18 protein-coding genes and 1 pseudogene are annotated in these 17900 nt (G+C 68.9%); 10 read left to right on the plus strand and 9 right to left on the minus strand.

From position 1 onward, the window contains the following. The first annotated feature begins 89 nt into the window (after positions 1–89). Positions 90–239, plus strand: a complete 150-nt coding sequence (locus V4F39_RS27165; RefSeq protein ID WP_378235135.1) for a PEP-CTERM sorting domain-containing protein — start codon at positions 90–92, stop codon at positions 237–239. A gap of 223 nt (positions 240–462) precedes the next feature. Here V4F39_RS27165 and V4F39_RS01195 read toward each other — a convergent pair. The 3 genes and pseudogenes from V4F39_RS01195 to V4F39_RS01205 all read right to left on the minus strand — a co-directional run. Continuing rightward, positions 463–1614 (minus strand): annotated as a pseudogene (locus V4F39_RS01195) (DUF2254 domain-containing protein); the annotation flags it as partial. An 18-nt stretch (positions 1615–1632) separates the two neighbouring features. Then, positions 1633–1869, minus strand: a complete 237-nt coding sequence (locus V4F39_RS01200) for a hypothetical protein (RefSeq protein ID WP_332287405.1) — start codon at positions 1867–1869, stop codon at positions 1633–1635. A gap of 284 nt (positions 1870–2153) precedes the next feature. Continuing rightward, positions 2154–2621, minus strand: coding sequence for a nuclear transport factor 2 family protein (locus tag V4F39_RS01205; protein WP_332287406.1), 468 nt, complete (start codon positions 2619–2621; stop codon positions 2154–2156). Between the two features lie 112 nt (positions 2622–2733). Between V4F39_RS01205 and V4F39_RS01210 the strand changes: the two genes are divergently transcribed. From V4F39_RS01210 to V4F39_RS01220, 3 genes are all read left to right on the plus strand, one after another. Continuing rightward, positions 2734–3321 (plus strand): TetR/AcrR family transcriptional regulator, encoded by a 588-nt coding sequence (locus tag V4F39_RS01210; RefSeq protein ID WP_332287407.1) that lies wholly within the window; start codon positions 2734–2736, stop codon positions 3319–3321. 257 nt (positions 3322–3578) lie between these two features. Then, complete coding sequence (gene truD, locus V4F39_RS01215; protein WP_332287408.1) at positions 3579–4592, plus strand: tRNA pseudouridine(13) synthase TruD; 1014 nt, start codon at positions 3579–3581, stop codon at positions 4590–4592. 143 nt (positions 4593–4735) lie between these two features. After that, a complete protein-coding gene (locus V4F39_RS01220; RefSeq protein ID WP_332287409.1) occupies positions 4736–5353 on the plus strand; it encodes a PEP-CTERM sorting domain-containing protein in 618 nt (205 codons plus the stop codon). An 80-nt stretch (positions 5354–5433) separates the two neighbouring features. Here the strand turns inward: V4F39_RS01220 and V4F39_RS01225 are convergent, their stop codons facing one another. The 3 genes from V4F39_RS01225 to V4F39_RS01235 all read right to left on the minus strand — a co-directional run bounded on the left by V4F39_RS01225 (position 5434) and on the right by V4F39_RS01235 (position 7112). Further along, positions 5434–5742 (minus strand): polyhydroxyalkanoic acid system family protein, encoded by a 309-nt coding sequence (locus tag V4F39_RS01225; RefSeq protein WP_332287410.1) that lies wholly within the window; start codon positions 5740–5742, stop codon positions 5434–5436. After that, the gene (locus V4F39_RS01230) at positions 5739–6206 is read right to left on the minus strand and encodes a hypothetical protein (protein WP_332287411.1); all 468 of its coding nucleotides are present in this window, start codon (positions 6204–6206) and stop codon (positions 5739–5741) included. Before V4F39_RS01230 ends, V4F39_RS01225 begins: the two co-directional genes overlap by 4 nt. Positions 6207–6305: 99 nt before the next feature. Beyond that, positions 6306–7112 carry an IclR family transcriptional regulator gene (locus V4F39_RS01235; RefSeq protein ID WP_332287412.1) on the minus strand — a complete coding sequence of 269 codons (807 nt, stop codon included), beginning with the start codon at positions 7110–7112 and terminating at the stop codon, positions 6306–6308. Positions 7113–7246: 134 nt separating this feature from the next. Between V4F39_RS01235 and V4F39_RS01240 the strand changes: the two genes are divergently transcribed. From V4F39_RS01240 to V4F39_RS01260, 5 genes are all read left to right on the plus strand, one after another. Further along, positions 7247–8218, plus strand: coding sequence for a tripartite tricarboxylate transporter substrate binding protein (locus V4F39_RS01240; RefSeq protein WP_332287413.1), 972 nt, complete (start codon positions 7247–7249; stop codon positions 8216–8218). Positions 8219–8223: 5 nt separating this feature from the next. Continuing rightward, positions 8224–9015: an enoyl-CoA hydratase/isomerase family protein gene (locus V4F39_RS01245; protein ID WP_332287414.1), complete on the plus strand. Its 792-nt coding sequence runs from the start codon at positions 8224–8226 to the stop codon at positions 9013–9015. 4 nt (positions 9016–9019) lie between these two features. Then, a complete protein-coding gene (locus V4F39_RS01250; RefSeq protein WP_332287415.1) occupies positions 9020–11122 on the plus strand; it encodes an acetate--CoA ligase family protein in 2103 nt (700 codons plus the stop codon). 64 nt (positions 11123–11186) lie between these two features. Then, on the plus strand, positions 11187–12083 hold the full coding sequence (locus V4F39_RS01255) for an alpha/beta fold hydrolase (protein ID WP_332287416.1): 897 nt from the start codon (positions 11187–11189) through the stop codon (positions 12081–12083). Between the two features lie 16 nt (positions 12084–12099). Beyond that, complete coding sequence (locus tag V4F39_RS01260) at positions 12100–13443, plus strand: MmgE/PrpD family protein (protein WP_332287417.1); 1344 nt, start codon at positions 12100–12102, stop codon at positions 13441–13443. On the opposite strand, the gene V4F39_RS01265 is transcribed toward V4F39_RS01260, so the two are convergent. Beyond that, positions 13437–13970, minus strand: a complete 534-nt coding sequence (locus V4F39_RS01265) for a PEP-CTERM sorting domain-containing protein (protein WP_332287418.1) — start codon at positions 13968–13970, stop codon at positions 13437–13439. The two genes, V4F39_RS01260 and V4F39_RS01265, sit on opposite strands and share 7 nt — an antisense overlap. Positions 13971–14032: 62 nt before the next feature. Next, on the minus strand, positions 14033–15430 hold the full coding sequence (locus tag V4F39_RS01270) for an MBL fold metallo-hydrolase (RefSeq protein ID WP_332287419.1): 1398 nt from the start codon (positions 15428–15430) through the stop codon (positions 14033–14035). 272 nt (positions 15431–15702) lie between these two features. Here V4F39_RS01270 and V4F39_RS01275 point away from each other — a divergent pair, with 272 nt between their 5' ends. Then, positions 15703–16788: a hypothetical protein gene (locus V4F39_RS01275; RefSeq protein ID WP_332287420.1), complete on the plus strand. Its 1086-nt coding sequence runs from the start codon at positions 15703–15705 to the stop codon at positions 16786–16788. On the opposite strand, the gene V4F39_RS01280 is transcribed toward V4F39_RS01275, so the two are convergent. Then, the gene (locus tag V4F39_RS01280) at positions 16775–17761 is read right to left on the minus strand and encodes a LysR family transcriptional regulator (RefSeq protein WP_332287421.1); all 987 of its coding nucleotides are present in this window, start codon (positions 17759–17761) and stop codon (positions 16775–16777) included. The two genes, V4F39_RS01275 and V4F39_RS01280, sit on opposite strands and share 14 nt — an antisense overlap. Positions 17762–17900: the final 139 nt, after the last annotated feature.

Here is a 17900-nt window from a genome sequence, read left to right on the forward strand (position 1 = left end):
TGCCCGGCGTCAACGGCGGCGGGACACTGGCCAGCATCAGCTTCGACGTGCTGCGGGCAGGCAGCAGCGCGCTGAATTTCTCGGACGTGATGCTGTCCAACTCGAACTTCGGCGACATCACGGTCACGGTCCAGAACGGGTTGGTCAGCGCCGTGCCCGAACCGGGGACGTGGCTGCTCTTCGGGCTGGGCCTGGCGACGTTGGCGCGGCGCGTGCAGCGCCGTCAGGCGACGGCCTGAGTGGATTGGCGCCTTTGGCGCCAACTCGTCGGGCTGTGGAATCAGTCGACATGGCCAAGTCGTGTCGGGCCGCTGCGATCAAGTCGTCCAGTACTGATCTTGCTTGCGTCGACAACTCGACTGCCTCCAACACGGCTGCCACTTCGTTGAGCTGCCTGCACAGCTCGTGAATCCTTGTTGTGTCGCGGGCGAAGCTGCCGATGCGCGCTTGCATCCGCACGACCGCCGCGTACACCTCGGCATGCGATCCGATGTGACGGACGAGCGGGTCGAAGGCGGCATGCAGCAGCTCACCGAAGCGCGGCGCAGGCACCACCAGCCGCAGGCGGCCGTCGACCAGCCGCTCCGGCTGCGGCATCTCACGCGCCGCCAGCAGAGCCAGCAGGTGGCCCAGCCGGTGGATGCAGGCGATGGCGGTGCTGGGGTCGTGCACGCTGGGCGACAAGGCCTTCAGCCCCACGTCCACCAGCTGCTGAAGGCCATGGAACACGTCCTGATGCACCGTGCGTTCGGCCTGCAGCACGAAGCAGCTGCACAGGCCGTCGTCCGCCTCCTCGGGGCGCCCGGGCCCCGCCGCGGCGGTGTACACGCGGCACAGCGGCTCGTCCCGCAGCACGAAGTCGCCCACCCTCGGCACCACCTCGATCACCTGGTCACCCCCCACCGCAGCGCGCAGCAGTCCGTCGGCGTCGATGGACACGAGGTAGCCGCTGTCGGGCGCAAGCACGATGCGAGCCTCTGCGGCAGGCCGGGGCGGCGGCATCAGCGGTGTGGCCTGCTGGGCGCTGCCGGGCGGCAGGCTGACGTCGGCCGGAAACAGCCGCTGGATCGCCGCTTCGGTCTCCTCGCTGATGCGCCCGACGATGGACGACACCTGGATGGCCGAAGCCACGTGGTGGATGAAGTAGATCAGCAGCGCCACCGCGGCCAGCGCCAGCAGCACGCCGCCCAGCACCGCCACCGAGGGCACGAAGTCGCCTTCGTCGCTGCCGCGGATGGTGCGCAGCACGATCAGGCAATAGGTGAATACCGACACGAAGGCGCCCAGCACCACCTGCGTCGTGCGGTCGGACATGAAGTTGCGCAGCACCCGGGGCGAGTACTGGCTGGCCGCCAGCGACAGCGACACGATGGTGATGGAGAACACCACGCCGGCCACGGTGATCATCGACGTGGCGATGGCGCTGAGCATGCCGCGCGCGCCCTCCGCACCGGCGCCGAACAGGCGCGGCCAGTTCCTGGCCAGTTCCGAGCCGGTCAGGGCCTGCGACTCGATCAACGCCAGCGCCAGCACCATGCTGCCGCACACCATCACCGAGGGGATGAACCAGAGGCTGTCGCGCACGCTCAGCCAGACGGTGCGCACGCCGTTCATGCGCGTCCCGCCGCCGCGTCAGCGTTCAACGCAGTCGACCCAGATGGATTCGATGTCCTTGAAGCGCCCGGTGGCGCCGCGCAGGTCGCTGGTCTGCCCGCCGGGCTCCAGCAGCGGGACGCGCTCACAGTAGCCTTCCTCGGTGAAGGTGCCCACGCGGGCGTTGGTGCCCACCATCACGCTGTCCCAGTCGCGCCAGGCTTGCCGTCCACATGCCAACGACAACGCGCCGGCCATCATGCACCTGCTCTTCATCGATGGGCTCCTTTCAGCGGCCCGGTCAGGCCTCCTGGAACGCGACCTCGCGCTTGCCGCGGACCGCGGGCAGCGCGACCAACGCCACCAGGATGCCTGCGGCAATCAGCGGGCCCGCCGACAGCGGACGCTTGATCGGCGTTGGTGATGGGTCATGCTGCTCTTCTTGCCGAAGGGCGGGTTGGCCAGCACCAGGTGCACGCGCTCGCGCGGCTCGGCGATCAGCGCATCGCTGCGCTCGATGGCCGGCTCGCCGTCGATGTCGCCGATGGCGTGCGTTCAGGTCAAAGTCCCAGCGCCGTGAGCCCTGGGTGGTCGTCCGGGCGTCGGCCGAGCGGCCAATGGAACTTCCGGTCTTCGGCCTTGATGGGCTGATCGTTGATGCTCGCGTGACGATGCGTCATCAATCCCTGTTCGTCGAACGCCCAGTTCTCGTTGCCGTGGCTGCGGAACCAGTTGCCGGCGTCGTCGTGCCACTCGTACGCAAACCGCACCGCGATGCGATTGCCGTCGAAGGCCCAGAGCTCCTTGATCAAGCGGTAGTCCAGCTCTCGCGCCCACTTGCGCTCCAGCAGGGCTTGCGCCTCGGCGCGGCCCCGAGGGAACTCCGCCCGGTTGCGCCAGACCGTGTCGGGGCTGTAGGCCAGCACGATGCGTGCGGGATCGCGACTATTCCAGCCGTCTTCGGCCAGGCGAATCTTCTGAATGGCCGTTTCGCGAGTGAACGGCGGCAGCGGGGGGCGGGTGTCCATGGCAGTGGCTTTCAGTGAGTGGTCAGGATGGGCCGCAGACCGGCGGCACGTAGACAGATCTGTCTACGTACGAATTCTGGCGCATGTAGACAAGTCTGTCTATAGTGCAGGCATGACCCCACGCACTGATGTCAACATCGGCGACCTGCCGGCAAGAGAACGCATCCTGCACACGGCGCACGACCTTTTCTATACCGAGGGCCTTCGAGCCACCGGCATCGACCGCGTCATCGCCGAGGCCGGCGTGACCAAGGTGACCTTCTACAGACACTTCCCGAGCAAGAACGATTTGATCCTGGCGTACCTGAACCGTCGACATGACCTGTGGATGACGTGGTTCACGGAGGCTTTGGCGCGCCATGGCGGCGCGTCACGGGGCGCACATGCGCTGCCGCCCGTGATGAAAGAATGGTTCAGCAGCCAGGCGCTCGGCGTTTTCCGGGGCTGTGCCTTTATCAACGGCGTCAGCGAGATGGGCCCCGCGATACCTGCGGTCGTTGAGGCCACCCGACTGCACAAGCAGCAGATGACCGATGCCATCGAAGCCTTGTTGCCGCCGTCGGGTCAGCGGAGGCGGACGGCCGAGGCCTTGGCCATCGCCGTGGATGGCGCCATCGTGCAGGCCCAGTACAGCGATGATCCGGCGCTCGCCGTGCGGGCGCTCCAGTTGATTGCCGACCAGTTGAACAACATGGCCTGAGTGCGGCAGGCCGATGCGGTCGAGCGGCTGCACCCAGTCTTGTACCGTCATTGGACACCCCCGACGAACGCGCTGACCGAGGCCGTAGGTTCACGTCCCACCCGCAATCCTCCCGTCGCAGCGCGCCCCGGCTTCCATCGAAGCCGCACCTGCCAACGCTCGGCAGTGCCCCCAGGCAGCGAGAGAATCACCGCCTGCACTGCCCCGTCCGGCCAGGCAGCCTGTCCCTCTCCCCAGCCGGCGCCGCCAGACCCCTCATGACCGACGCTCCCTACACGACCTTGCCGCAGTGGCCCAACGCTTATCCGGCCAGCGGCGCCAGCGCCACGCTGAAGAGCCTCAACGAGGACTTCATCGTCACCGAACTGCCGCTGCAGTTGCCCTCCGGCGAGGGCGAACATGTCTGGCTGGACGTCGAGAAGAACGGCGCCAACACCGCCTTTGTCGCCCAGCAGTTGGCCGAGGCCGCCGGCGTGCAGGAAAGGGACGTGGGCTATGCCGGCCTCAAGGACCGCTACGCGATCACCCGCCAGTGGTTCAGCATCTACCTCCCGAAGGGCGACACGCCCGACCTGACCCAGCTCCAGCACCCGGAGTTCAAGGTGCTGCGCCAGAGCCGCCACGTAAAGAAGCTGCGCCCCGGTGACCTGCAGGGCAACCGGTTCCGCATCGTGCTGCGTGACGTGGCCGGTGATCGCGGCGCGATCGAGGCCAATCTTCAGGCCGTTGCGTCCCAGGGCGTGCCCAACTATTTCGGCGCCCAGCGTTTCGGCTTCGAGGGGGGCAACGTCGAGCAGGGCCGGGCCATGCTGGCGCGCGAGGTCCGCGTGCGCAACCCGAAGAAGAAAGGCATCTACCTGTCGGCGGTGCGCTCCTTCGTCTTCAATGAAGTGCTGGCGCTGCGCATCCAGCAGGGGCTCTGGGGCCAGACCCTGCCCGGCGACGTGATGGACGAGGCGGGCCGGCCCACCGGGCCGCTCTGGGGGCGGGGCCGCGTGGTCACCACCGATCAAGCCCAGGCCCTGGAGAACGGCGTGGCCGAGCGGCACGCCACCTTGTGCGACGGCATGGAACACGCCGGCCTCGACCAGGAGCGCCGCGCCCTGGTGGCGAGCCCGGTGGACATGTCATGGGCATGGCCCCAGCCCGATCAACTGGTGCTCGCGTTCTCCTTGCCCGCCGGGAATTACGCCACTTCGGTCCTGAACGAACTGCTGCGCACCACGGAGCCTGACCGGCACACCGAGAACGAGCCTGCGGCCGCCGATTGACGTCCTCCTTGACTTGAGGGGGTTCCGGCTAGCTTCTGACCAACAAAAAGCGAATCGCATTTCGTTTTTGCCAATCGGTGCTTACCGTGACGGTTCATAAGGGCCGCATCGCCGGGCCTATATTTTTTCAAGGAGATGAAGTGATGTTGAAGATCCGCAGTTTGCTCGGCATGAGCGCCTTGCTGGCCCTGGCGCCAGTTGCCCACGCAGGCGTGGCCTGGAACGAAGCGACCAACGGCGATTTCTCGGACGATGGCCTGGCCCCGACGTTCGTGGCGCTGGCCCTGGGCTCCAACGAGATCCGGGGTGCGTCGGGCGACCTCTTCGGCGGCGGCCCCGACCTGGACTATTTCCGCATCACCATCCCGGTCGGCGCGGTGCTGTCGTCAATCACGGTGCTGGCCGGCACCACGCCCCCCACGCTCGCCTTCATGGGCATCCAGGCGGGCACGCAGGTCACGACCAACAGCGCCGGCCCGCTGCTGGGCTACATCCTGTACGAGATGAACGACATCGGCCGGGACATCCTGCCCGTCATGGGTGAAGACCTCAACACCATCGGCTTCACCGCGCCGTTGCCGTCCGGCGACTATGCGTTCTGGATCCAGGACTACGACTCGGGGGCCTCGCCGTATCAGTTCGACTTCACCGTCACCGCGGTGCCCGAGCCGGCGTCCGCACTGATGTTGGCCTTGGGCGTGGCCGGGCTCGGCGGGCTGCACGCGCGTCGCCGCCGCAGCGCCGCTTCAGCGGCGGCCTGAACGCGCGCCTCGGCGTTTGCCTTTCAAGCCCTCCGTACGCCATGCCGGTGCTGCCGGCTGGCGTCGGCAGGGCCTTCAGGCTACTTCTTCGTCAGCAACAGCTTGCCGGCTTCCTTCAGCCGGCCCTTGAGCGCCAGCGCGATCGTGCCAAGCAGACCGGGGAGAAGAACCTCGATCGTGACCGCGTTCTCGCCCACGTCCACCACGCCCGAGACCGACTGTCCGACGGCGGTGATGCCAAAGCTGAGCCGATCGCCGTCCCAGGACCTTGTGCTGCCGCCGCTGATGCCCGGGATCTGGTGCAGCATCTGCGCAAAGCCCCCTTCGATGCGGCGCCGGGCCTCCGCGCGGCCGAGCTGATGGGGAATGGTGATGGTCAATGGCGTCATGATCGTCGTGTAGACAGCCACATCACCGCTGCACCGGCGGCGAGCACCAGCGCGTCTTCGACCAGCCCGCTGCGGGTCTGGCCGATGCCCGCCATGGCGCGCTTGCGTGCGGCCAGCGTCACATAGGCAAGGGGCACTGCCGCTGCGACGGCGACGGCAGCGCCCGCCGGCTCCCGCCCCCGCGGCGCGAGCGCGGCGCCCGCGATGCCGGCGCTGGCGATGCGCGCCGCCAGGCCGAGGAACACGGTGCGGTCAGGCGCCGACTTCATCTTGTCGCCGGCCAGCTCACCGGCGCCCATCACGAGCGCGCCGGCCTTGAACAGCGAGCGATCCAGCAAGAACACCTCGCCGGGTGTGCGGCGGCCGGCCAGCCGCGCCGCAGCGATGAGCGCCATGGGCGTCATGGATCGTGCGCTGGCGATGCAGCCGATGAGGACCGAAGGGAGGAGACGGGAGATCGTCATGGCAGGGGGGCTCTGGCGAAGTGATGCCCCGGTGCAGCAAACAGCGTTCCTCCGTGGCCAACACGCCCAGGCCGATCGCCCCGTTCCCGCTCGGCGCGCTCAGCCGGGGCCGGGTTCGGCATCGGCATCCAGCGCCGCCTGCAGCTGCGCCCGCAGCGTGAGCAGGGGCTCGGCGAGCTGCTCGACCGCGGGTCCGAACGCCTGCTCGGTCGAGATGCTGACGTTCAGCACGTAGGTGCCGTCGGTCGCCTGCAGCGGCGCGGCCAGGGCCACCACCTCCGGCTGCCACGCGGCGGCGCAGTAGCCGCGGCGGGCCACGTCCTGCAAGGCCGCCTCGATGTCGGCACGCAGCCGCCGCCATTGTGTGCCGCGGCGCTGCATGAAGTGGGCGAAGAGGGCGCGGCGGTGGTCTTCGTCCAGCGTGGACAGGTAGGCCCGCCCCAGCGACGTCAGCTCCATCGGCACGCGCTGCCCCGACACGACGGTGCGCAGCGCCACCCGCCGGCTGTAGCGCACCGATTCGAGGTAGACCATCTCGTCGCGGTCGGCCGCGGCCAGGCCGACGTTGATGCGCCGGGCCTCCGCCAGCGCGCGCATCGCGGGCGCGGCGATCTCCAGCACCCTTGAGCCGGTGCGCATGGCATGCGCGAAGCTGAGCACCGCCGGCGCCAGGCGGTAGGCGCCGCTGCGCACGTCGAACTGCAGCATGCCGGCGTGCACGAGCGTCTGCGTCAGCCGGCTCACCGTCGACTTCGACAGGCCCGTGCGCTCCGCGATGTCGCCGTTGCCCAGCAGCGCCGAGCCGGGGCGGAACGCACGCAGGACTTCGAGGCCGCGCGCCAGTCCGCGCACGGCCGGCGCGGCGCTCGGAGCGACTTTGTCGCGGGGTGGGATGGCAGCAGGCATGGACCCCATTGTTCCACTCCATGGAACACGGGTCTCGCGCTCGGGTGCCCGGCTGCCTAAGCTGACGACTCGCAGCCACCTCCGCTGCAGCCCATCAGCCAAGGGTTCCACTTGGTTCACCGGAGACGACATCCATGTTCGAACGATTCCATGCCCTGAGCCGGATCGCGCTGCTGGCGCTGGGCCTCACCGCCGCAGCCGGCGCATCCGCGGCGTACCCCGACAAGCCCATCCGGCTCATCGTGCCGTTTGCGCCCGGCGGCGGCACCGACCTGATCGCCCGCACCCTCGGTGCCGAGATGGGCAAGGAGCTCGGCCAGCAGATCATCGTCGACAACAAGCCCGGTGCCGGAACGATCATCGGCACGGACGCCGCGGCCAAGGCGGCACCGGACGGCTACACCGTCGTCATCGCGAGCTTTGCGCACGCGGTGAACCCCAGCCTGCAGCCGAAGCTGCCGTATCCGGCCGACAAGGCCTTCGCACCCGTGGTCCTGATCGGCAAGGGCCCCAACGTGCTGGTGGTGCGGCCCGAAAGCCCGTACCGCAGCGTCAAGGACGTCATCGCCGCGGCGCAGGGCGCGCCCGGCAAGCTCACCTACGCATCGCAGGGCAATGGCACCTCGGCGCACTTCGCCGGCGAGATGTTCAACAACCTCGCCAAGGTCCAGATGGTGCATGTGCCCTACCGGGGCGCCGGGCCCGCGCTGACCGACCTGCTGGGCGGGCAGGTCGACCTGATGTTCGGAACGGCCGCCGCGGTCGCCAACCTGATCGATACCGGCAAGCTGCGCGCCCTTGCGGTCACCACGGCGGAGCCTTCGCCGGCCTACAAGGGCGTGCCCGCCATCGCCGAAACGCTGCCCGGCTACGTCGTCGACAGCTGGTACGGCCTGTACGTGCCCGCAGGAACGCCGGCCGAGGCGATCGCCAGGCTGAACGCCGCCGCGCGTAAGGCGGCCCGCAGCCCCGACTTCGCGAAGAAGGTCGAGCACGAAGGCCTGGTCGTCAGCGTCGGCGAGCCGGCCGAGCTGGAGCGGTACGTCAAGGCCGAGGAACAGCGCTGGCGCAAGATCATCCAGGACAACCACATCAAGCCCGAGTAAGCATCATGAGCGAACCCCTCGTTCTCTTGGAAGTGAGCGACCAGGTCGCCACCCTCACGCTCAACCGCCCCGACAAGCGCAACGCCATGAGCGACGGCATGCGCACCGAGTTCATCGCCGCCCTGGAGCGCATCGCGGCCGACCAGGCCATCAAGGCCGTCGTGCTGACGGGCGCGGGCAAGGGCTTCTGCGCAGGCGGAGACATCAGCGGCATGCAGCAGCGCATGAACGCCCCCGCCGGCGAGGTCGGCTTCAATGGCTGGCACCGGCAGCAGCGCGTGCACACCACGCAGGCGCTGCTCCACACCCTGCCGAAGCCGGTCATCGCCGCGGTCAACGGCGCGGCCTCCGGCCTGGGCGCCGACACGGCCCTGGCCTGCGATTTCGTCATCGCCAGCGAGGCGGCCAGCTTCACCTGGTCGTACATCCTGCGGGGGATCATCCCGGATGGCGGCGGCATGTACTTCCTGCCCCGCCGCGTCGGCCTGCCGCGGGCCAAGGAGCTGATCTTCTCCGGCCGCCAGGTCAAGGTGGACGAAGCGCTGGCGCTCGGCATCGTCGACCGCAAGGCCGGGGCCGACACCCTGCTGGCCGACGCCCAGGCGTGGGCCCGTGAGCTGGGCCGGGGCTCCGCGACGGCCCTGGCCCTGAGCAAGACCATCCTGAACCAGAGCTTCGAGCTGTCCGCGCACGACGTGTTCGCCCAGGGCAGCCAGGCGCAGGGCATCTGCTACACCAGCAGCGAGCACCGCGCGGCGGTCGAGGCCTTCCTCGCCAAGTCGGCGTCCAAGGAGTGATGCGATGAACGAAGCCATCGCCAGGCTGCTCTCGCCGCGCAGCGTCGCGGTCATCGGCGCCTCCGCCGATCCGAACAAGACCACCGGCCGGCCCGTGGCCTACCTGCAGAAGCACGGGTTCGCGGGGCGCATCCTGCCGGTCAATCCGAAGGTCGACCGCATCGGGGCGCTCACCTGCTATCCGGACGTCGCCTCCCTGCCCGAGGTGCCGGACGTGGCCGTGGTGCTGCTCGGCGCGGAGCGGGCGCACCTCGCGGTAAAGGCGCTGTCGGCGCGCGGTTGTTCCGCCGCCATCGTCCTGGCGAGCGGCTACACCGAAACCGGCGAGGAAGGCGCCCGCCGCCAGCGGCAGCTGGTGGAGGCCGCCGGCACGATGCGCCTCCTTGGGCCCAACACCATCGGCCTGGTCAACCTGACCGACGGCATCGTGCTCTCGCCCTCCGGGGCGCTGGAGATGGACACCTTCCCTGCCGGCGGCATCGGCGTGGTGTCGCAGAGCGGCGGGATCCTCGGCTCCCTGCTGTCCCGGGCGGCGGCGCGGGGCATCGGGCTGTCGAAGTTGATCTCCACCAGCAACGAAGTGGACCTGGAGCTCGCGGACTTCATCGACCACCTGGCGGACGACCCGGCCACGAAGGTGATTGCGCTCTACATCGAGACCGTCCGCGACCCGCTCAAGTTCCGCGCTGCCTGCCTGAAGGCCGCCCGCCTGGGCAAGCCGGTGGTGGCCTTCAAGATCGGGCGCTCCGAGGCGGGGGCGAAGGCGGCGGTCTCGCACACCGGCGCCCTGGCCGGCGCCGACCGGATGTACGACGCGCTCTTCAAGCAGGTCGGCGTGATCCGCGCCGCCAGCTTCGCCGATCTGCTCGACATCCCGGCCGCGCTGGCCACGGGCCGGCGCCTGCACGGGCGGCGCGTGGCGGTGCTGACCTCCACCGGCGGCGCGGGCACGCTGGTGTCCGACGACCTCGGCGTCGCGGGTTTCGACACCCCCGCGCCGGACGAGGCCACCGCCGCGGCGCTGCGGGCGCTGCAGACCGGCAGCGAAGCGGTGCTCGACCGCAACCCCATCGACGTGACGCTCGCCGGCCTTCGGCCCGACCTGCTGCGCGGCGCGATCGACGCGCTGCTGGCGAGCCCCACCTATGACGCCCTGGTGATCATCGTCGGCTCGTCGAGCCTGGCGATGCCCGAACTGCTGGCCGGAGCGATCGAAGATTGCCTGCCGAACTCCGACAAGCCCGTGCTCGCCTACGTGAGCCCGCACGCGCCGGAGATCGGCGCGCTGCTCACGCAGCGTGGCGTCCCGGCGTTCGCCGCGGCGGAGAGCTGCACCGCGGCGCTGGGCGGCCTGCTGCGCGCGACGACCTTCCGCCCCCCGGCGGACACGCCCCGCGCCGAGGCGGCGCCGGTGGCGCTTGCGGCGTTCGGCCAGGGCTCGCTCGACGAGGCCCAGGCCAAGCAGCTGTTCAGCGGCTTCGGCGTGCCCTGTGCGCGCGAACGTGTCGTGTCGGGCCCGATGGACGCGGAGGCCGCCGCCCGGGCGCTGGGCGACCGGGTGGTGCTGAAGATCCTGTCGACGCAGATCACCCACAAGAGCGACGTCGGCGGCGTGGCCGTCGGCCTGGCTGCCGACCAGATCCGCGAACGCCTGGCGGCGATGGCGCAGGAGGTGGAGGCGAAGGCGGGCGTGCGGCCGCATCGCTTCCTGGTCCAGGAGATGGTGCAGGGCGGTGCCGAGTTCATCCTCGGCATGCACCGCGATGCGCTGGGCACGGCCGTGCTGCTGGGCATGGGGGGCGTGACCGCGGAGCTCTTCCAGGACACGGCCCTGCGGCTGCTGCCGCACGACGGCGTGCGCCTGCAGCCGCTGGCGGCCGCCGATGCGCTGGGCATGGCGCAGTCGTTGACGGCCTGGCCGCTGCTGGACGGCTTTCGCGGCCGCCCGAAGGCCGACGTCGCCGCCCTGGTCGATGCGATCGTGGCGTTCTCCAGGATGGCGGCGCAGCTGGGCGACCGCCTCGTCGAGGCGGAGATCAATCCCCTCTTCGTGATGCCGCAGGGCCAGGGCGTGTGCGCGGCGGACGGCGTGGCGGTGCTCGCCTAGGCGGCTCGCTGCAGGGCCGGCGACATACTGGCGCGTGGGGCAAGGACGAGCAAACGAGGCACCGATGACGGAGCGTGGCAGCGACATGAAGCAGGACGACGGGCATGGGCACGAGGCCGCGCAGGTGCTCCGGGTCGAGACGGCCGGTGGCCAGGTGGCGTGGCGGCGCTTCGGCCGGGAGACGGCCAGGCGGCCCCTGCTGCTGCTGCATGGCGGGCACGGCAGCTGGCGCCACTGGGCCCGCAACGCCCAGGCCCTGGCCGCCGGGCGTGTCGTCTGGGTGGCCGACATGCCGGGCTACGGCGATTCGGACGATCCACCGCAGGGCAGCTTCACCGGCTTGCTGGACGCGCTGGCGGAAAGCGTCGCACGCCTGCCCGGCCTGCATGCCGGCCGGTTCGACCTGGCGGGCTTCTCGTTCGGCGGCCTGGTCGCCGCGAAGCTGGCCGAACGCCTGTGGGCAAGTGACGGCCCGCGGGTCGCGGGCCTGATCCTGCTGGGCGCGGCGGGGCACGGCGGCGCGAGGCGGCCCCGTGGGGCCCTGCAGGACTGGCACGACAGCGCCGCGAGCGGCGACCGGGCGGCGCTGGAGCGCGTGATGCGCCAAAACCTGCTGATGCACATGCTGCATGCTGCGTCGAGCGTCGATGCCTTGGCCGTGGCGATCCACACCGAGGCCTGCCTGAAGACCCGCTTCCGCAGCAAGCGCATCTCCCGTGGAGGCGGCCTGTTCGACGCCTGGGCGGCGCACCCGGGGCCGACGCTGGCGATCTGGGGTGCCGAGGACGTGACCGCGGAACCCGCGGTGCTGGTGCCCCGGCTCGCCACGCAGGCCCGCTGCACGGCGCACATCGTTCCCGGCGCGGGGCACTGGGTCCAGTACGAGGCGCACGCCGTGGTCAACGAACACATGGCCCGCTGGCTGGAGTCGCCCGGCGTCGCCTGCCCACCCGATGCGTGAGCCAAGGAGGTCCGGCATGTTTGCCACCGAAGTGTTTGCCGCCTATGCGGCGGAGTTCCGCCAGGCCGCGCTCGACGACGAGGTGCTGCACCACGCGAAGCGCGCGGTCGTCGACTGGTATGCCGCGCTGTTCCCCGGGCTGGCGGTCGCGCCCGTGCCGCAGCTGCACGACCTGATGCAGGACGAGCTGGGACAGGGCAGGGCGCGGCTGGCCGATGGCCGGCGCGCGACGGCCCGCGCAGCGGCGCTGATCAATGGCACGGCCGCCCATGCGGCGGAGGTCGACGACAGCTTCCGCGATGCGATGTACCACCCCGGGGCCGCCACGATCGCGGCCGCGCTGGCCGCGGCGCAGGAGCGCGGGGCGAGCGGGAAGGACTTCCTTCGGGGCATCGTGCTGGGTTACGAGGTCTCCACCCGGATCGGCGTGGTGATGGGGCGGCCGCACTACCGCTTCTGGCACAACACCGGCACCGTCGGCACCTTCGGCGCGGCGGCCGCCTCGGCGGGCCTGTACGGGCTCGGGGGCCTGCCCTTCGCGCATGCGCTCGCCACGGCCGCCACCTTCGCGGCTGGCCTGCAGCAGGCCTTTCGCATGGATTCGATGTCCAAGCCGCTGCATGCCGGGCGCGCGGCCGAGGCCGGCCTGCTGGCCGCCCAGCTCGCCGTGCGCGGCGTGACCGGCTCGCTGGACGTCCTCGACGGTGACGCCGGGTTCGGCCAGGCGATGGGCGAGGACCCGGACTGGTCGGCCGTCGGGCAGACGCTGGGCAAGGCGTTCCACATCCAGCGGCTGACCTTCAAGAACCACATCGGCTGCGGCCACACCTTCGCGGCGATCGACGGCGCGCTCGCGCTGATGGCGGCGCACGGGCTGCGGCCCGGGGACGTCCAGCGGGTCCACATCGCGACGTACGGGCCGGCCCTCGACATCGCCTGCCACCACGATCCCCGCACCGAGACCGAGGCCAAGTTCAGCCTGCGCTACGTCGTCGCGACGGCGCTCGTGCATGGCAGCGTGCGGCTGGCGGCCTACACGCCAGAGCGGCTGCAGGATCCCGCCACCCGGGCGATGATGAACAGGATCACCGTGGCCGTGGACCCGGCCATCGACGCGGCCTTTCCTGCCCGCCGTTCCGCCCGCGTCGAGATCGAGACGGTGGACGGGCGGCGCCTGGTGTGGCTGCAGCCGGACCGCAAGGGCGATCCCGAGCTGCCCTTGTCGGACGAGGAGCTGGATGGCAAGTTCCTGGAGCTCGCCTCGCCGGTGCTCGGCACCCCGGCGGCCAGGGCGCTGCTCGGCCAGCTCTGGCGCCTCGAGGGCCTGGCCGACCTGCAGCCGCTCGAGACACGTCAGTGATCGACCTTGACCAGGCGCCGACGCCGAAGCGCGACGGCACCGAGACCCATCGCGAGCATCAGGTAGGTCGACGGCTCCGGTACGGCCGAGATGGTGCCGATGCCGCCGATCGTCGTGCTGTGAAACCCGAAGTCGGTCCCCTGGTAGCCAGTGACGACGAAGGAGTACTGTGTATTGGCATCCAGCGTAACGGTGAAGCCCGAGGTGCCCGTGCCCAGGAGGTCGTCGTTGGCGATCATGCCTCCCGACAGCGGACTGGCCGGGTCGAAGGAGGTGTACAGGAACGTGAACGTGTCGAAGTCGCCCGTGGTCAGGAATGTGTAGTCGCCGGCGGCGCTGACCGTCACGGCGTACAGCTCGTAGCGAACGTCAGCGCCGACGGCGCTGGGCGCACTGAAGTCGTCGAGCGCACGTGTGTAGGTCATGCCTGCGGTCGTGTTGCCGGTGAAGGTCACGATGTCGGCATGGGCGGGCAGCGCGAACGTGGCAGCGGTTGCTGCAGCAGCAATCCAGGTTTTGGTGAACATTCGAATGATTCCTTGATGGAGAAGGACGGTGTGGCCTGCAGGGGTCATCGGCCGGGCGGAACTCAGCGGCCGCGGGCCGGAACGACGGCAGACGCCTTGCTGGACAGGTTGACGAACGTGTCCGTGGTGTTGCCTTCAAACGAAGCAGCCACTCGCTGATTCGGCAGCAGTTTGGCCTTGTTGGGCAGCGTGCAGGTGGCCAAGCCCTTGGCATTGGTGATCGCCGTGCACCCGGGGCCACCGCCCTCGATGCTGAAGGTCACGGTCTGGCCAGCGATGGGGCCCCACTGCGCATCGGGCGTGGTCTGCGCGGCGTCGGGATCGTTGGGCCCCCACCCGGAAGCGAGCTGCGCGGAAACCGTATTGAGGTTCGGCTTGAGTTCAGGGAACGTCAGCGACGTGACGCGCCAGACCAGTTCGACGGACGATGCATCCCGGGTCGAGAGCCAACCGGCTGCGCAGCCGCGCCACATGGCTGCGGCGCGCAGGGTGCGTTCGTGGCCGATGAAGAAGGGATTCGGATCGCGGCTGCCAGCGCGTTCGATCGCCTGCATGTGGACGGTGGTGCCATCCGACGTGGGGTGCGTGAGGAAGGTCCCTACGACGCCGTACTTCTTCACCAACTCGTAGGAACGCTCCGTGCCGCGGAGGTAGCTCCGGGCAGACGCCACCGCGCCGGGATGACCCTGACGGCCGCCCATCATCAGCTTGTGCTCGACGCCGTTGTGGCGAACCGGGATCACGAAGTTCATCATGCCCGGCGTGTGACCGGGGATGGATTGGAAGACCACCGTGGTGCCGCCTATCGTGCGTTCCTGGGGTTCTGCGATCGCCGAATCGATCTGCAAGGGGTTGTAGGCCTTGTTGCGGGCGTCTCCCGATCCGAGGTAGATGGCGAGGCTGGAGCCGAAGATCTCGCGCAGACGGTTCGCCCCCCCGTCGTGGTCACCATGGCCGTGCGAGATCATCACGGCCAGCAGCGGGTTGCTGGCGCTCAGGCCGAGCGACCGCAGGGCCGGCATCGTGTACTGGTCCACCTCGGCGCTGTTGTTGAGCGCGTCGATCAGGACGAAGCCGCCGCTGGCCGTCTTGAGGATGAACTGGCCGACGTACATGTCCCCGATGTACCAGACGTTGTCGAAGATCTGGGTCAGCGGCACCCGCGTCTCTCTCCGCTCGGCACTGGAGCGGGGGTACATCCCGGTGTCCTCGACCGCGTCACAGGAGTACTCCCGATAGTGGTTGAGCAGGGCGAGGTCGCCACCGGAGTTCTTGACCGCCGAGTCGAGGTGCCTCAGTGCTTCTGCCGACTGGGCCCGGGCCTCCGGCATGACCGCCGTCGTCACACCCGCGACGGTCAGTGCGAGTACCAGCATCGAAGTTGCTTTGGGCATGCGGCGCGTGGGCTGCGCCGCCTGCTTGAAGGTCTGCTGCCCGTCTTCCTGCACGTTCTGACTCATGTGGGTTCCTTTGTCTCGGAGGAGTTTTGTGGGCGGGGCCTGCGCGCGGCCGAGTGGTGACCGGATTGCGCGGACTCGCCAAGTGGCGCGCCGATCGGCTGGGTGTGGATGGGCGCTGACGAAAGTTTCCCCAGCGGCTTTGCCGTCGTCCAATAGATTCGGTTTCTCGATCAATAAATCTGGTCACCGCAAATGGACATGGAATCACCTATGGACAGCTGGGACGTGCCGGCCGAGAGTGTTCTTCGTCCTGCCCGCCATGCAAAGTTGAAATGACTGTTTCGCCACCGCCCTATCGAAGTTATTCATTGCGCCCGGCATTGAGCAGATCGGCCTTTTGGATCAGACTCGTTGGGTTCTGCAGCTTCAGCGTGCTCTCGGCCTGTTCGCATCTGCCGCAACCCAAAGGCTTGGAATGCGATGCCGCAGGACTGGCTGCCGAAGAAGGTGTTTTCTCTCTGAGCGTTGGCCAGGAACGATGGGGCCTGCCCGCATCGAATGCGGCATTCCTGCGGCCAGGCAACTCTTCCTTTGACAGGCTCATCGCGTCCACCCAGGTGCAGAGTTCATTGGCCTCCCGTGCGCAGCCACTCGCCGCGGCAACGCTGCCCGCCGCCAGGTCGCACTCGAGGTCTGCACTCGTGGGCGCGAAGGCTCCCCTCTTCGTCGAAGAGGTCGAATGGAAGGGCAGCACGATCTCGTACGTGATGTACCAGGCTCCCATGGGGGAGACGCACCCTGTGGCGGCGGCTGTCGTGGACCGGTCGCGATGGCGCTCGACGCGGGTGTCCTTGCTTGCCCTGTCTTCGCCCGCGGCCAAGGAGGCCGGAGCGGCCGTCGAGGTGGCGAGGTTGGAACACCTCTACACGATCGGGTTTCGGCAGGAAGCCAATGCCCGTTTCTGCCTTGTCGGCGACTGCGAATCCGAGCAGTTGCTTTCTCAGGCAGAAGCGCTGCAGCAGATCGCGCAGCGGCGCGAATGTGTCGCGGCGGCTTTGCCGGCCAGCGTGCGCACCACGGTGCCAGGTTGGCGCATCGTGACATTGCGTCCCCAGGAGGTATTGCCTGGCGACAATTCGGTGGTCACGGTCCGCGTATCCGACCAGGCTGGGCCGCTATCGGGAGTGCAGGTCATGTTCACCAAGCCCCCGCACGCCGCGTGTACTGCAACGAGTCGGGCCGATGGCACTGCAACCTGCCAGTTGGCAGACAATTATGGGCATGCAGGGGGTCATCCAGAATTTGACCGGGAACCCGTCGTGGCGACATTCCCCGGCAATTTGAAGGGCAATCCAATCTTGCTGCCGACAACGCAGCTCCTGCGTCCACCCAAAGCGCCAGAATTTACGGCACGGTAGTCTTGTCGACGGGCGATGGGAATTCGAACCGATGGATGTGCATTTCTCGGGACGGCGTGCTTCCCAATGGCCTGTTGTCGTCGCCTCCTCGATTCGGCGGGTTTGCGAGCAACGACATCAGCCGCGATGCCGATGGGGACAAGTAACTGTGGCAGCGATAGGTCACCACGAGTCTTCGCCGCATGGTGGCCTCTGGGATCGGCACCTCGCGCAATCCGGTCGACGCACTGTGCTGGCGAATATGGTGGCGAGACACGAAGCTCAGCAGGCCCGTCTGGGCGACGAGCGACGGCAACATCAACAGCATGGTGGATTCGACCTGAACCTTGGGCCTTGGCAGCTGACGGCGCTCGAACTCATGGTCAAGCCAGTCGCGCGTTGGCGCGCCGGGCGGCTGCAGGGCCCACCGATGCCTCGTCAGATCGGCCATGCTGGGTGTTCCGTTGAAGATCTTGTGGCCGGCACTGGCGGCCACGACGATTTCGTCTTCGGCCAGCAGATGGCTCACGTAGCCGGGTTCGGCAGGGCCTTCGGTTCCCACCAGCAGATCCAGCTCGCCTTTGCGCATCAGGGGCATCAGGGTGTCGACCAGGCCCACGACCGTGCGCAGCGTGAGGCCGGGCGCCTCTTGCAAAAGCTGTCTGGCTGCGGCGGGCAGAAGATACTCCGCGGCCGTCGGAACGATGCCGATGCGGATGTGGCCTGAGAGGCCCTTGCCTACGTTGGTGACTTCGCGTCGCGCGTCCTCCTCGTCGAACCGCATCCTCTGGGCCCAGCGAAGCAGCACCTCACCCGCATGGGTCAGCCGCACGCCGCGGCCAGATCGCTCGAACAGCGGCGTTCCGCATTCCGCTTCGAGGCGCCTCACGCAGCTGGTCAGTGCTGGCTGCGTGCGATGCAGCGCCTCTGCCGCCTTGCCGAAATGCTGGAGCGTGGCGATGGTCTCGAAGTACCGAAGGTCTCTGAGGTCCATGGGGTCGGGTGGTTGGGGCTCGCTGAATCGACAGGGCGCTGTGGGCTTCGAGACGGGCGTTTCGGCGTCACTGCGATGCGCCGGGATCGGCTCTGGCTCCCCGGGAGCGGCGTGCGTGGGCCCCCGCGTGCACGATGTT

The organism is Aquincola agrisoli (assembly GCF_036621135.1).
Taxonomy (GTDB): Bacteria; Pseudomonadota; Gammaproteobacteria; order Burkholderiales; family Burkholderiaceae_C; genus Aquincola; species Aquincola agrisoli.